This window comes from Mameliella sp. LZ-28 (genome assembly GCF_012274245.1).
In the GTDB taxonomy this organism is placed as follows: Bacteria; Pseudomonadota; Alphaproteobacteria; order Rhodobacterales; family Rhodobacteraceae; genus Antarctobacter; species Antarctobacter albus.
In genome coordinates this window covers 49,160-62,747 of record NZ_JAANYX010000001.1, presented here as the reverse complement: position 1 = coordinate 62,747, position 13,588 = coordinate 49,160, and the positions used below count along the sequence as shown (strand labels likewise).

Sequence of the window (13,588 nt, the reverse complement as noted above, 5' to 3'; positions counted from 1 at the left end):
GGATCAGGCGGCGCAGGGGGCCGGCGCGTCCTCCCAGGCTTGGCGGGCCTCATCCACCGCCAGCGCAAGGGCTTGGGCATCCTCGGCCTCTGCCGCGGTTTCGACCGCCAGCAGCGCCATGCGCAGGTCGGGATGCCCGAAGGCCGCCGCGCTGCCCGCGATGCGGTGTGCGCGATCCGCGATCTCGGTCCAGGCCTCGGGCTTCGTGGCAAGCCAGTCAAAGAGCGCGTGGGTTTCCTCGAGGTAGCGCGCCTTGAGGGCCGCCAGCGGGTCGTCCAGCGTCAGGGCGGGCGGTGGAACCTCTTCCCGCGCCGCGTCAGAACAGAAGCGCGCAATGACCTGCGACAGTTCCTCTTTCATCAGCGGCTTGCCCAGAAAATCCGACATGCCGCCCGCGATGAAACGGTCCTTGGCCTCGGGCAGGACATTGGCAGACAACGCCACGATGGGTGCGTCACGGTTTGGGCCCTGCCCTTCGCGGATCGCCCGGGTCGCGGCCAGCCCATCCATCACCGGCATCCGGATGTCCATCAGGATCAGGTCAAAGCGGTGAACCTCGGCGGCGGCGACCCCCTCCTGGCCGTTGCGGGCAACGCTGACCCCGTGGCCCATCAGGTGCAGCATGTCGCGCGCCAGTTGCAGGTTGATCTCGTTGTCTTCGACCAGAAGGATGCTGCGTGGTCCTGCGGGGCTGGCCCCCGTTCCGACCCGACCCTTGCTGCGCGGCGGTTGCGCGGCCCGTACAGGCAGGCGCAGCCAGAAGACACTGCCCTCGCCCGGGGTGCTTTCGGCCCCGATTTCACCCCCCATCGCCTGAACGAAGCGCCGCGCGATCCCCAGCCCCAGACCGGTGCCCGTCAGGCCCTGGTCCTGCGTGCAGCCGCTGGTCTGGAAGTCCTCGAAGACCCTGTCGAGATCCGCCTCGGCAATGCCGACCCCGGTGTCGATGATGCGGATGTCCAGCCAGAACCCCGGCTCGCCCCCGGCCGGATCGACAGGCTCACCCTGTTCGAGCTCGACCTGGACATCCCCGTTTCGGGTGAACTTGATCGCATTGCCGACCAGGTTCACCAGCACCTGCTGCAGGCGCGAGGCATCGACGCGGATCCAGTCCGCGACCGGCCCCGTCCAGGCCCAGTGCAGGCGGTTGCCATTGGCCTCGGCCGCGCTGGTCTGGCTGTCGAGGATGTCCTGGACCAGGCGGCCAGGATCGACGACCTCGGCTCGCAGGCCGGTGGCGCCGGATTCGAACCGCGCGATGTCCAGGACCGCATCCACATGCGACATCAACAACTTGCCCGAAACGGCCATGTTGTGGACATAGCGCGACTGGACCGGGGTCAGTGTGGTTTCCTCCAGCAGCGACAGGTTGCCCAGCACGCCGTTCAAAGGCGTGCGGATCTCATGCGTCATCATGGCCAGGAAATCCGCCTTGGCCTTTTCCCCGGCCAGCGCCTTGTCGCGGGCCTCGACCAGCTCGTTCTCGGACGTGACCCGGTGCGAGATGTCGCGCAGGAACCCGATGATGATCTCTTCGCTGCCGGTATGGGCGGTCTCCAGCGCCAGTTCCGCCGGGAACACCTCTCCGGTGCTGCGCATCGCGTCCAGCCGCACGCGACCCCGGCCGATCACCCGCCGCTCTCCTCCGGCACGCATCCGCGCCATGCCAGCCTCATGCGCGTCGCGCAGGTGGTCGGGCACGATCAACCCACCGATGTTGCGCCCGATGACCTGCTGCGCGTCGTACTTGAAAATCCGCTCGGCTGCGGGGTTGAACTGCTGGATGTCGCCCCTCAGGTCGGCCACCAGCACCGCGTCCAGCGATGTGTCGAGAATGGTGTTCAGCCGGGAATAGGCGGCGGCCAACTCATGCCCGCGCCGTTCGGTCTGGCGCGAGGCGTTCTGTGCGTGGCGCAGCAGAAAGACCAGCACCATGACCAGGACCGCTGTCAGCAGGCCCAGCCGCGACAACGTGACGGCGACCGAGATCCGCTGTGAATCGGACTGACGCGCGAAATGGTACAGGCCGGAGGTCGCGAGATCGCGCAGGTCGGCGCGGCTTTCGGCGAGGGCGGATTCGATGCGCGGCAGACCTGCGGCCAGGTCGGCCCGGGGTCCGTCGATCAGCGGCACCAGGTCGTCCAGTGTCTGCCGGATGCGCTGCATCGGCTCTGCGAATTCCGAAATATCCCGCAGCGATTCGTACAAGGCGCCGGAGTCCAGCGTCGAAATCCGGCTGTAGAAGATGTCGAATTCCTCGATCAGCCGGTCGAGGTCGGGCTCTGACTGGCGCCGGGCGGTGTCCAGCGCGTGGCGCATTTCCAGGAATTCGACCTCTGCCTGCGACAGGGTCCATTGCACGTTGTCGGAATTGGCGGAGTTCAGCAGCCGCAATTCGCGCACGATCTCGACCGCCAGAAAGCCGATGGCGACCATGCAGACCAGCGCGACCCCGAAAAAGATCGCGCGCCCGCCCTGCCGGAACCGGTTGCGCCTGCTCATGCCCTGTCCGACAGCGCGTCCATCCCCGTCCCGATCAGTCCCGGACAGTCATCCGGTCAAGCTGCCAGATGCTGCGGGCATAGATGACCTCTGTCCGGTAGGTGCTGGACGAGGCATAGGGATAGATCAGCCAGAGCGGCCCCTTGTCCCGGCGCGACATGGTCTTGCCGTCCATCTCATAGGCCAGAATCGGACCCCCCTCGACCGCGTCCGCAACGGGTACGGTGACCGCGTAATCGTTGATCGCCCGGGCGTCGATTTCCTCCCCTTCGGCGCCAAGGTACTCCAGCAGGTCATCCAGTGCGACACCGGTGAATTCCGATGTGCCAGCCGTCCAGATCGTGTCGGTCGTGATGGTGGTTTCGCCGATGTCGCGCAGCATCTGCAGATCCAGCCGGGCCCTGCCTTCGCCATTGGTGCGGGCAATCGCGCCCTCGACCGTCAGGATGACGGGGCCGTGGGGTTCGGGCAGATGTTCGGCCGGCGCGGCGCCTGCCAGAGCGATGGTCAGGGCAAGGGCGGCGCTGGCGACATGCAAATTCGGAAACGTCATCATGAATCGGGTCCCTCGGGCTTTGAAATGGATCTTGGCACAGACCCTTTAACAGAGCATGTGCGATTTGGGATGTGCGCCCTATCCGTCGGGATAGGCATTTGGCCCGCCTTCGCGCCACTGCGCCGCCCCTTTCCCCATAGCGCCGGACCGTGTCTTTTCGGTCCACGCCCCGGCGACGCGACGCTTAACTTCGCACTTACGGGCATACCCTATCTTGGCCCTCCACGCTGCGAGGACTCAGCCCATGCGAATACTGATTGCCGACGATCACGACCTGCTGCGCGACACGCTGGTTGCCTTCCTGGGGGCCAGCGACGGGTTCGAGATCGGCACCGCCGCCAGCTTTCCCGAGGCCTGCACGCGCATAAGGGAAGACGAGGCCTATGACCTCGTGCTGCTGGACTACAAGATGCCCGGAATGCAGGGACTGGACAGCCTGCGCGAGGCGATGGAGATGGCGGGCGGCCAGCGCGTCGCCCTGATCTCGGGCCAGGCCACGCGCGAGATCGCGGAACAGGCGCTGGAACTGGGCGCGGCAGGATTTGTTCCCAAGACGCTGCCCGCGAAATCATTGGTCAACGCCGTGCGCTTCATGGCGATGGGCGAGAAATACGCCCCGATCGACTTCATGACACAGGTCGACAACAGCGACAGCCCAGCCTTGGCGCAAAAGCTCACACCGCGCGAACTCGACGTGCTCAAGGGGTTGGGACAGGGGTTTTCCAACAAGGAGATCGCCCGCGACCTGGGCCTGACGGAACCGACGATCAAGCTGCACATGAAAACGCTCTACCGCAAGCTGGAGGTGAGCAATCGCACGCAGGCGGCGCTGGCCGCGCGCGAGGCGGGCGTGTTCTAGGCGCGTGGCCCGCGCGCCTCTGCCATGACGCGGTAGACCTCGCGCCTCGCACGGTTGATCGCACCCAGCGGACGGTGGGCGGGCAGGCTCATCCAGGGCGAAAACCGCAAGGTCTCTGCCCGGGCGCTCCGGTCGGCGCTGTCTTGTTGCCGGGGCAACACGATTTCCGCCACGGGCACGAAAGGCGCACCGGCAGCTTCCCAGTCGACACGCGCATCCTCGACCGGTTGGCGGGTGGGATCGTCCTGCATCACCACGCCGAAAGTCATGCGCGCCTCCTCGGCGTCCAGCGCCTGCCAGAGCCGCCTGCCCAACCCGTCCGGGGACTGCACCGGATCGGCTGGCGCGCCCTGCCCCTGGACCTTGTATTTCACTGCCAGGTCGCCCAGCCGGTAGGGCGTGGTGCTGTGATATGTCAGCGCCAGCAACGAGCCAGCGCGCCGTCTGGCAAAGGCGCGCGCCGCCCGCAGAACGGGCCGGTGAAAGAGCCCCAGCATCATCAGCCCGCGAAAGGCACGCCACAGCCGTAGCGGGCTGCCCCCCTTGCTGCGCAGCGCCTGCACCGGCAGGAAGTGCCGGTTGAAGGGCATGTAGTCCCCCATGTCCTTGCAGAAGTAGACCGGGTGATCGACCAGAACGAAGTCCTGTTCGCGCATATGTCCCTGCCCCGGCTGCAGTTTCATGCCCGGTATATCCAGCAGCTTGATCGCCATGCCGCGCACATCGCGCGCCCGGTCGTCCTGTTGGCCGCCGTTGGAAAAGCGCACCAGGCAGGCGTGGTCCGCCCCCGGCTGAAACACGCCCTGCGCCAGCGACGGCGGCAGGTCCGGTCGCACCCGGAACCGGCCCTGCAACAATGCGTGATGCTTGGCATGCTGTCCGCGTTTCACCACGCCATCCCGCCGCCAGAGTGTCTGCAGATTGGCGCGTGTCAGGCGCAGGATCGCTGCCGCCTCGCCCGCCGGAATGCGTTCATCCCCCATCAGAGCGACTTGAGATAATCGAGCAGCAGCGCCTTTTCCGCGACGGGCAAATCCGTGCCCCAGAGGTGCCCGCCATTGCCGTTGCCGGTCAGTGTCGTGTCCAGTTCGAACCCGGTCTCGCAGGTGAAGCCGACCCGGTCCGTGTCCAGCACCGTACATCCGCGAAAGAAGGTGACGGGCCGCGTGTCTGGCGGCGACAACAGGTCTGCCAGCGTCGGGACAGAACCGTTGTGCAGGTAAGGCGCCCGCATCCAGATCCCGTCCAACGGCATGTTGGCGTAGCCGTCAGTGGTCCGGTAGTTGTGGAACCGCCAGGAGTACTTCTCGCCCACGTCGCTGAAATAGCTCACCATTTCCGCATCGAACAGGTCGGTGCGCTGAGGATCCGTGCCCAGGATCGCAAGAGAGGTCACCTGCCCAAGGCTGGGGCTGCCCGGATCGTGGCAGGTGTCGCAGCCCTCACGCTCGTAGATCGCGCGGCCCTGCGCCACCCGGTCCGCGTCCAGGGGCAAGGGCCAGTCCGGCGAGGGAAACGCCATCAGCCAGTCCGAGACCCGCTCGATCGACTGACGTTCCAGCAGCCAGTCCGCCGCGCCTCCGGCCAGCGCCGCCGAGATGTTGCGCTCGTCCAGTGACCGGTTGTTGCCATCCCAGTGAAACCAGCCGTCGGTGCGCAAGCGCTGGTTCCAGACCGAGGGGAAATCGACCACCCCGACACGGCTGTCGCCCGACGGGTTCAACCCCCAGCGTTCGCGCCAGAAATTGCCCGCATCCGTGCGGCCCGGCCCGTGCAGCGGACGGCCGTCCATCCAGGCCAGCCGGGCCTCCAGCGTCGCGACCTCCTCGGCCAGCCGGGGAAAGACCACGCGACGCAGCACCAGCCTGTCAAACCAGCCCAACGGCCGCCCGTTCGCGTCGGCCGCCTCGATCACCGCGTCGGGGGTCAGCCGGGGGTCCTGCGCGGCGCCGGTCAGGAACCGGATATAGGCCTGGATATCCAGCGCGTTGTTGGGCGCGCCCAGAACCAGGTGCCGCGCGCCGTCGATTTCGTAGGTCGAGACATGGCAGGTGGCACAGTTGAACCCGACCCGGTCAACCCCGATGCGACGCACGGAGACACCGATGGGAAGATCCCTGCCCTCTTCGCCGAGAAAGCCGAACCCGGCGTACCCCTGCGGGAGTTCCCCGGCAAAGATCGTGGGCAGTTCGCGCCAGATGGCATAGGGAAAGCCGTCGACCTCGGCCCCTATGGATCCGTATTTGAAATGCTCCACCACGTCCTCGAAATGCGTGGCCGGCCAGGGTTTGATGGTCAGGCGTTTGTATTCCAGGAACAGCGCGGATCCCAGAAGGGCGAAGAAGACGATGAGCAGCAGCTTTTTCATGATACATCTTTGGCGCGAAAAAATTTGGACATAACCCCTTAAAGCTGCCACACTTGGCGTCATTAATGAAGGTCTTATTGAAAGGGGCGCGGCTATGGGCACGGCCTCGGCGGGGGCACCGCACAAGGGATTTCGCATCGACTGGGCGGTCTGGCGCCGCACCTTCCTGCAGCTGACCTGCCTGCTGGTGGGGGCGATGATGTTCTATCGCGGGCTGCTGAACCTCTTTGGCTATCCTTCTCCCTGGGTTTCGCTGTTTCCGGGCACCCCGATCCTTGGCGCGCTCTGCCGGGTGCCGGAGTACTGGGAACGCTGGACGCTGGGGCCGATCTTCATGGGCGGCGTTTTCGGCATCGTGCTGATGTGGCGCGAATTGCGCATCGGCTGGTGGATCTTCACGGCGCTGAATTTCCTGGTCGGCTATTGGTTCATCTTCATTCTCGAGGACATCTGGCAGCACCACGTCTTGCCGCATATCGTCTTTTCCGCCGTCTTCCTGCCATTCTACCCCGGCATGAAACGGTCCGAATGGCTGGCGGCGCGGATCAACGGCCTGCTGGCGCGCATCGCGGAACTGGCCCTGTCGCAGCTGACACGCCCCTGGGTCGCGCGGCTGGTGGAGGCGGTGCCGTTCCTGCACCGCAAGCTGAACGCCCTGCTGATCAACCGGATCGTGATGCAGGCGCGCCCGCGTCCACATCCCTTTTCGACGATGGCGCCCTATACCTCCTGGTCCAGCCTGACGGACAGGACCTGGGCGGGCCGTCACCTGGGCGTCAGCGAAATCGACCAGGACAGCCTGCCGGGATGGAAGGGCGAGGCAGGTCTGAAACCGCTCTTCGAACGCCCGGACGGAACACAGGTGCTGTGCCCGAAATCCACCTGCCTCTTTCCCAGTTTCGCACAGTACCTGACCGACGGTTTCCTGCGCACGGTGCCCGAAAGCATCGGCGGCGACACCCCGGACCCCGAGCGACGCAAGCGCAACACCTCGAACCATGAAATCGACCTTTGCCCTCTCTATGGCCGCACCCCGGAACAGACCCGCCTCCTGCGGGTTCCCGACCCGGACCATGCCCAACGGGGAATGCTGCGGTCTCAGAGGATCGGAGGGGAGGAGTTCCCCGAGTTCCTCTTTGCCGACGGAGAGATCCGGCCGGAATTCGAGGGGCTGGACCCACCGCTGGGCCTGACCGACCTGCTGAAATCCTGCGCCTCGGACGATCCGGCCACCGCCGCGGGCGCCCGCGCCTTTCGCGACGCGCTGTTTGCCGTGGGGGGCGACCGGGTCAATTCGGTGCCGCAGGTGTCGATGATGAACACGCTTTTCCTGCGGGAACACAACCGCCTGGCGCACGAGATCGGCGCCCGGCACCCGGACTGGGACGACACCCGCGTGTTCGAGAACGCGCGCAACGTGGTCGTCGTGCAGTTCATCAAGATCGTGGTCGAGGATTACATCAACCATATCGCGCCCTTCGCGCTGCACCTCATGGCGGATCCCTCGGTCTGCTGGCACGCGCCCTGGAACAAGCCCAACTGGATCACGACGGAGTTCAGCCTGCTCTATCGCTGGCACGCGCTGATCCCCGATGCGATCACCTGGGGCGGGACGGAACACCCGGTGGGCCGCAGCTATTTCATGAACAACCTGCCGCTGATCCAGACCGGGCTGAAACGCGGGTTCGAGGACATGAGCGCCCAGCCCGCCGCCCGCCTTGGCCCGCGCAATACCAACGACACCCTGTTGAACATCGAGTGGGATTCGGTCCGACAGGGACGGATCTGCGAACTGGCCCCGTACAACCGCTACCGCGGCTACCTCGGGCAGGCCCCGGCAAAGGCGTTCGACGAGATCAGCAGCGATCCCGCGGTCGCCGCCCAGTTGGCGCGCGCCTACCGCTCGGTCGACGAGGTCGATTTCTTCACCGGGATCTTCTGCGAAGACCGGGTGCCCGGATCGCCCCTGCCCCGCACCATCCTGTCCTTCGTCGCGCTGGATGCCTTTTCGCAGGCCCTGCCCAACTCGTTGTTGTCGGAACACGTCTTTCCACCGCCGCCCGGGTTCGACGATGACCCGGAGATGGAACACCCCACATTCACCCGCTACGGCTGGGAACAGATCGGGGCCTGCGGATCGCTGCGCGACATCATCGCGCGCAACGTCGAGGCGCCGGAGACGCTGGCGTTCATCGGCATGACCCGCCCCGGCTGGCAGGGCGAGTAACCCGCCCTCGGCGACGGCCAGCAAAAAAGCCCGCCCCTTGCAGGGCGGGCCTTTGTTTCAGTCGGGCCGCGTGTCCGCAGCCGCTATTGTCGGTCGGTCTGGTGCCTCAGGCGACCAGCGCGACCTTCGCCTTATCACCCGCCGCTTTCTCCTCATCGAAAAAAGCGTCGTGCAGGCTCTTGATGGCCTTGGCCATATCGTCCCGTTCCAGGATGTACTGGGTGTCCACGTTGCGCGGCCCCTGGCTTGCGCCGACCGAGTAGATGCCCGCCTGGGCAAAGCTTTCCAGCCCGCGCTGCAGCACCGACAGACCGCTGAGGTCGCGGCCCACGACCGAGACCAGCGACAGCTTGCGCGTTTTGATCTCGGCATGCGGATACCGCTCGGCCAGGTCGGCTTCGACCCGGCGCAGCGACTTCAACGAGGTGTCGACGTAGTGCGTCACCGTGTTGGCGTTCGAAACCTTCGACACGATGCGAACGTTGTGGCGGGTCAGCGCGTCGAGGATCGAGGCGTCATAGCCCTTCACCCCCACCATGTCCTGTTCGAACACCTCCAGCGCGATCACGTCGAGGCCGGTCACGATCTCGACCCCCGGCGTCTCTGCCGGCTGGTCGTCGATCAGCGTGCCCGGATCGCCCGGATCGAAGGCGTTGGTGACGCGCAACGGCACATTCGCCTGGCGCAGCGTCTTGGCCGCCGAGGGGTGGATCGCCTCCATCCCGAGGTTCGCCATCTGGTCGGCCACGTCGTAGTTGGTCCGGCCCAACTTGCGCACCTTGTCCTCGCCGACGATCTTGGGATCGGCGGACGACAGGTGGAATTCCTTGTGGATGATCGCCTCGCGCGCGCCGGTCTGGGCGGCAAGCTCGGAAAAGGTCACCTCGGAATAGCCGCGGTCGAACTCTCGCATCAGGCCTTCGCGGCACTGTGCATAGCCGGTCACGATGGGCATCTCGGTTTCCGGGTCGATCCCTTCCATGCCACGGTCCAGCCGTTCCTGCAGCGTCACCTCGCCATCGTCGCGCCAGCCGGTCAGGTCGACCAGCCGCGCGTTCACGCCGGCACGTTGCAGAAGCAGAACCGCCACATGGGCCGAATGCGCCTCACCGAGGCCGGACAGCAGCTCGCGGATGTGCAGCAGATGCGCGTTCAGGCGGAAATGGCCGTAGGAACACAGGCGCTGCAGGTCGATCAGGCAGTTGCGTGCCCCCTCGATCCGCTCCTGGACAAAGTTGGTCGCCTGCTCGATGTCGCCGGGGTGGTCAAGCACCGCCTCGTGCGCCTCGATCATGGCGTCGCTCACGCGGCTCAGCGCCTCGTGCCAGCCGTGATCGTCCTCGGCATTCGCGAACCGCGCATAGACGCCGTCCTCGCCGGTTTTCTTATGTTCCAGCAACAGGTTGGTGATGCCACCAAAGGCCGAAACGACAAAGACACGACCATAACGCGCCTCGCCATCCTTGAGGAACAGCGTGTCGCGCAGGTCAGCGAGGCGGGACATGCTTGTCCCGCCGATCTTTTCAACAGTGTGGGTCATGTGTTTAGGCCTCCACCTCCTCGGGGGCGGCATAGGATCCATCTTCGCGGTGCACTTCCTTGCCGGTTACCGGCGGATTGAAGCAGCAGGCCATCCAGAGTTCTTCCTCGGCCCGCAGCGTGTGCTTGTCGTGCTCGTTCAGCGCATACATGGTACCCGGCTTGATCTGGTGGGTCTCGCCGGTCTTGAGGTCGGTGATCGACCCCTTGCCCTGCATGCAATACACGCTCTCGAAGTGGTTCTTGTAGTGGAACGTATGCTCCGAACCGGCTTCGAGGATGGTGACATGGAACGAAAAGCCCATGCCGTCATCGGCCAGCAGCATGCGCACGCTGGTCCATTGTGCATCGGAGACGACGCGCCCGGGTTCGTTCTTGCTGATCTCTTCGAAATCTCTGACGATCATGACTGTTACTCCGCTGCAATCTTCTGGGTCGACAGCACGGAACGCGCCGCGTCGATCAGGATGTTCAGACCATCCTTGAGGGTTTCGTCCGGTGTGGTCAGCGGGGCCAGGACCTTGACCACTTCGTCCTCGGCACCCGAGGTTTCGATGATCAGCCCGTTTTCAAACGCCTCGGCACAGATCGCCGCCGCCAGGTCACCCGACCCCACGTCCACGCCGCGCATCATGCCGCGGCCCTTCAGCTTGGCGTCCGGGATCATCGAGGCGATGGTTTCCAGACCGTGTTCCACGGTCTGGGCACGGCGCTTGATGTCCTTCTGGAATTCATCGTCGCTCCAGAATTTTTCAAGAGCCACCCGGGCGGTCACGAAGGCATGGGTGTTGCCGCGGAAGGTGCCGTTGTGTTCGGCGGGCTTCCAGATGTCCAGCTCGGGCTTGATCAGCAGAGCGGCAAAGGGCAGGCCCATCCCGCTCAGCGACTTGGCCAGCGGAATCAGGTCCGGCTCGATGCCCATCTCCTCGAAGGAGAAGAACGTGCCGGTCCGGCCACAGCCCGCCTGGATGTCATCGGCGATCAGCAGCGCGCCGTGTTCCTTGGCCAGGCGTGCAATGCCCTGCATGAACTCCTTCGACGCGGCGTTCAGGCCGCCCTCGCCCTGCACGGGTTCGATGATGAAGGCCGCCGGTGCATCGACGCCCGAAGACGGGTTGCCCAGCATCTGCTCGATGATGTCGAGGCTGTCGACATCATCGCCAAAGGCGCCTTCGAACGGCATATGCGTGGTGCCCGACAGCGGTGTGCCGCCGCCGTTCCGCTTGCCGGCATTGCCGGTCGCGGCCAGAGCGCCCATCGTCATGCCGTGGAACCCGTTGGTAAAGGCGATGACGTTGGTCCGGCCGGTCACCTTGCGCGCCAGCTTGATCGCGGCCTCGACCGCGTTCGTGCCGGTCGGGCCGGTCATCATGACCTTGTGGTCCATGCCGCGCGGCTTGAGGATCAGTTCCTCGAAGGTCTCAAGGAAACGCGCCTTCTCGCCGGTGTGCATGTCCAGGCCATGCGCAATCCCATTCTGCGACAGATGGTTCATCAGCGCGCATTTCATGTCGGGATCGTTGTGACCGTAGTTCAGCGAGGAACAGCCGGCCAGGAAGTCGATGTAGGTCCGGCCCGCGGCGTCGGTCATTTCCGAGCCGAGCGCGGTGGTGAAGACGGTGTCGAAGCTGCGGCAATAGCTGCGCGCCTCCGACTCCCGTCGTTTGAAGATCCTCGGGTGAAAGGTCTGGGAAGACATTATGTGCTCTCGTTCTGTGTGAGGAATGTGGGCGAAGGGCGCGGGGCTCAGGCCGCCTGCGCCATCTCTTCGGCCACCTTGATGGTCACGAGGTTCTCGGTCTTGTGCCGTTTGTTGAAGTGCAGCGACTGCGTGTAGTAGGGCTGTACGTCCAGGCCGCGGCCCATGCGGCGCGCGAACTTGCGGAACAGCGCCCAGGAGGCGTCATTGTCACCCGTGATCGTGGTCTGCATGCGGGTCACGTCCTCGCAGACGTCGCGGTTCAGGATCGTCTGAAGCATCAGCCCGCCAAGACCCATGCCGCGCGCCTTGTCGGACACGGCGACCTGCCAGACGAACAGCGTGTCCGGCTCGTTGGGCAGGACGTAGGCCGAAACCCAGCCCACGATCTCCCCATCCAGTTCGGCAACGACGCAGGTGTCGGCGAAGTGATCGCACTGCAACAGGTTGCAGTACATCGAATTTTCGTCGAGCGGCTTGCACGAGCGTACCAGCTCCCAGATCGCCGCCCCGTCTTCTGCGGTGGGTACACGCAGGCTGGGCAGGGACGAACGGGCGATATCGCGCGGATGTTGCATAGGATGAAGTCTCCTCGTTTGCTTTGGATGTCGAAATAGCGTGCCGCCACTGACATTTCAACTGGCAAAGCAATTTTTATCCAATTTCCGCCAAATATGGCCTCATGCCCGCCCGATCTGGCCTTATTTAGCTTAGGATGGCAAAGCACTATTGCCTTGAATACCCCGTAAGAGACCTATATCGTTAGTCATGCTAATCAATGGAACACTGATGGACCGCGTCGATACCTGCCTGATCGCAATCCGCCGAATCCTGCGCGCGACCGAGCTTTACGGGCGCGAGTTGAAACAGACATCCGGCATCACGGCGGTGCAGTTCCGGGTCCTTCAGATCATCTCTGAACGCAGCCACGCGACCGCCAAGGAAATCTCTGTCCGGATGCGCGTGTCGCAGGCCACCGTGACCTCGCTGGTGGACAAGCTGGTGCGCCAGGGCATGGTCGTCCGTGAGAAATCCGAACAGGATCGACGCCAGACCAACATTCACATCACCCCCAAGGGCCGCCAGACACTCGACGAGGCGCCCGACCCACTGCAACAGCGCTTCGTACGCAAGTTCGACGCAATGGAGGACTGGGAGCAATCCATGCTGGTTTCCAGCCTGGAACGGGTTGCCGCAATGCTGGACGCCGAGGATCTCGACGCCTCGCCCGTTCTCGACACCGGAGAGCTCAAGCGCACGCTGGATCACTGAGGGCCGATTACACGCCCGGCCCTGATCCGGTCCCCCTCAGGCCCTGCCGGCCCGGGAACAATTGTCCGGCAGCTGCGGCCCCGCCGACAGCAGGTCGACAAGCCCACAGTTTCCACGCACCAGGTCATCCAGCGTCACCATGTCCAGTTCATGGTAGAACGCCTCGAGCGCGCGGATGACATAGTTGCGCAACCGGCAGACGCCGGTCAGCGGACAGGTGTTGTTGTCCGGATCGAAACACTCGGCAAAGGGGATGTCGGTCTCAAACAGGCGGAACACCGCCCCGATCGAAATCCGGTCCGCCGGTTTCGCCAGTCGCAGCCCGCCCGCGCGCCCGCGCAGCGTCTCGATGAAGCCCTCGGCCTGCAATTGCTGCACCACCCGCGCCACGTGGTTGAGAGAGGCGTTGCAGTCACGCGCAATATCCGAGGTCCGCACCAGCTCGCTGGCGTTGACGGCGCAATACATCAGCACGCGCGCGGCAAGATTGGTTCGTATGGTCAGGCGCATCTTGTCTCTCGTCCTTACCTTCCCATTATTCCGTACCCGTGATGTGGATTTCCTTG

Annotated in this window: 12 protein-coding genes; 3 read left to right on the top strand and 9 right to left on the bottom strand. The window is 64.7% G+C overall.

The features are described from left to right. Positions 1 to 3: 3 nt before the first annotated feature. The gene (locus G9Q80_RS00270; RefSeq protein ID WP_232788137.1) at positions 4 to 2,502 is read right to left on the bottom strand and encodes an ATP-binding protein; all 2,499 of its coding nucleotides are present in this window, start codon (positions 2,500 to 2,502) and stop codon (positions 4 to 6) included. A gap of 34 nt (positions 2,503 to 2,536) precedes the next feature. Further along, positions 2,537 to 3,058 (bottom strand): putative pterin-binding protein, encoded by a 522-nt coding sequence (locus tag G9Q80_RS00265; RefSeq protein ID WP_332835986.1) that lies wholly within the window; start codon positions 3,056 to 3,058, stop codon positions 2,537 to 2,539. Between the two features lie 244 nt (positions 3,059 to 3,302). Between G9Q80_RS00265 and G9Q80_RS00260 the strand changes: the two genes are divergently transcribed. Continuing rightward, positions 3,303 to 3,917: a response regulator transcription factor gene (locus G9Q80_RS00260; RefSeq protein ID WP_043143415.1), complete on the top strand. Its 615-nt coding sequence runs from the start codon at positions 3,303 to 3,305 to the stop codon at positions 3,915 to 3,917. Here G9Q80_RS00260 and G9Q80_RS00255 read toward each other — a convergent pair. Together G9Q80_RS00255 and G9Q80_RS00250 are read right to left on the bottom strand one after the other, a co-directional pair. Next, positions 3,914 to 4,900 (bottom strand): catalase, encoded by a 987-nt coding sequence (locus G9Q80_RS00255; protein ID WP_088714037.1) that lies wholly within the window; start codon positions 4,898 to 4,900, stop codon positions 3,914 to 3,916. The genes G9Q80_RS00260 and G9Q80_RS00255 overlap by 4 nt on opposite strands. Beyond that, entirely contained in the window at positions 4,900 to 6,285 is a 1,386-nt protein-coding gene (locus G9Q80_RS00250; RefSeq protein WP_088714038.1) for a c-type cytochrome, read from the bottom strand. The genes G9Q80_RS00255 and G9Q80_RS00250 overlap by 1 nt, the downstream gene beginning before the upstream one ends. A gap of 94 nt (positions 6,286 to 6,379) precedes the next feature. On the opposite strand from G9Q80_RS00250, the gene G9Q80_RS00245 reads away from it, so the two are divergent. Beyond that, positions 6,380 to 8,512, top strand: coding sequence for a peroxidase family protein (locus G9Q80_RS00245; RefSeq protein WP_198549950.1), 2,133 nt, complete (start codon positions 6,380 to 6,382; stop codon positions 8,510 to 8,512). A gap of 106 nt (positions 8,513 to 8,618) precedes the next feature. Here G9Q80_RS00245 and G9Q80_RS00240 read toward each other — a convergent pair whose 3' ends face one another. Genes G9Q80_RS00240 through ectA form a run of 4 tightly spaced genes read right to left on the bottom strand, consistent with a single transcriptional unit; the run spans position 8,619 to position 12,328 of the window. Further along, positions 8,619 to 10,052 carry an aspartate kinase gene (locus tag G9Q80_RS00240; RefSeq protein WP_069208811.1) on the bottom strand — a complete coding sequence of 478 codons (1,434 nt, stop codon included), beginning with the start codon at positions 10,050 to 10,052 and terminating at the stop codon, positions 8,619 to 8,621. A 4-nt stretch (positions 10,053 to 10,056) separates the two neighbouring features. Next, entirely contained in the window at positions 10,057 to 10,458 is a 402-nt protein-coding gene (locus G9Q80_RS00235) for an ectoine synthase (protein ID WP_043143407.1), read from the bottom strand. A 5-nt stretch (positions 10,459 to 10,463) separates the two neighbouring features. Then, the gene (ectB, locus tag G9Q80_RS00230) at positions 10,464 to 11,750 is read right to left on the bottom strand and encodes a diaminobutyrate--2-oxoglutarate transaminase (RefSeq protein WP_168246315.1); all 1,287 of its coding nucleotides are present in this window, start codon (positions 11,748 to 11,750) and stop codon (positions 10,464 to 10,466) included. Positions 11,751 to 11,797: 47 nt separating this feature from the next. Further along, positions 11,798 to 12,328 carry a diaminobutyrate acetyltransferase gene (gene ectA, locus G9Q80_RS00225; protein ID WP_069208809.1) on the bottom strand — a complete coding sequence of 177 codons (531 nt, stop codon included), beginning with the start codon at positions 12,326 to 12,328 and terminating at the stop codon, positions 11,798 to 11,800. A 211-nt stretch (positions 12,329 to 12,539) separates the two neighbouring features. Between ectA and G9Q80_RS00220 the strand changes: the two genes are divergently transcribed. After that, a complete protein-coding gene (locus G9Q80_RS00220) occupies positions 12,540 to 13,022 on the top strand; it encodes a MarR family winged helix-turn-helix transcriptional regulator (protein ID WP_043143744.1) in 483 nt (160 codons plus the stop codon). Positions 13,023 to 13,058: 36 nt separating this feature from the next. Here G9Q80_RS00220 and G9Q80_RS00215 read toward each other — a convergent pair whose 3' ends face one another. After that, positions 13,059 to 13,532, bottom strand: coding sequence for an RrF2 family transcriptional regulator (locus G9Q80_RS00215; protein ID WP_069208808.1), 474 nt, complete (start codon positions 13,530 to 13,532; stop codon positions 13,059 to 13,061). Between the last annotated feature and the right edge of the window lie 56 nt (positions 13,533 to 13,588).

Bases quoted from the DNA above. Each gene is read 5' to 3' on its own strand.
- G9Q80_RS00270 (WP_232788137.1), bottom strand. From the start codon at position 2,502: ATGAGCAGGCGCAACCGGTTCCGGCAGGGCGGGCGCGCGATCTTTTTC.
- G9Q80_RS00265 (WP_332835986.1), bottom strand. From the start codon at position 3,058: ATGATGACGTTTCCGAATTTGCATGTCGCCAGCGCCGCCCTTGCCCTG.
- G9Q80_RS00260 (WP_043143415.1), top strand. From the start codon at position 3,303: ATGCGAATACTGATTGCCGACGATCACGACCTGCTGCGCGACACGCTG.
- G9Q80_RS00255 (WP_088714037.1), bottom strand. From the start codon at position 4,900: ATGGGGGATGAACGCATTCCGGCGGGCGAGGCGGCAGCGATCCTGCGC.
- G9Q80_RS00250 (WP_088714038.1), bottom strand. From the start codon at position 6,285: ATGAAAAAGCTGCTGCTCATCGTCTTCTTCGCCCTTCTGGGATCCGCG.
- G9Q80_RS00245 (WP_198549950.1), top strand. From the start codon at position 6,380: ATGGGCACGGCCTCGGCGGGGGCACCGCACAAGGGATTTCGCATCGAC.
- G9Q80_RS00240 (WP_069208811.1), bottom strand. From the start codon at position 10,052: ATGACCCACACTGTTGAAAAGATCGGCGGGACAAGCATGTCCCGCCTC.
- G9Q80_RS00235 (WP_043143407.1), bottom strand. From the start codon at position 10,458: ATGATCGTCAGAGATTTCGAAGAGATCAGCAAGAACGAACCCGGGCGC.
- ectB (WP_168246315.1), bottom strand. From the start codon at position 11,750: ATGTCTTCCCAGACCTTTCACCCGAGGATCTTCAAACGACGGGAGTCG.
- ectA (WP_069208809.1), bottom strand. From the start codon at position 12,328: ATGCAACATCCGCGCGATATCGCCCGTTCGTCCCTGCCCAGCCTGCGT.
- G9Q80_RS00220 (WP_043143744.1), top strand. From the start codon at position 12,540: ATGGACCGCGTCGATACCTGCCTGATCGCAATCCGCCGAATCCTGCGC.
- G9Q80_RS00215 (WP_069208808.1), bottom strand. From the start codon at position 13,532: ATGCGCCTGACCATACGAACCAATCTTGCCGCGCGCGTGCTGATGTAT.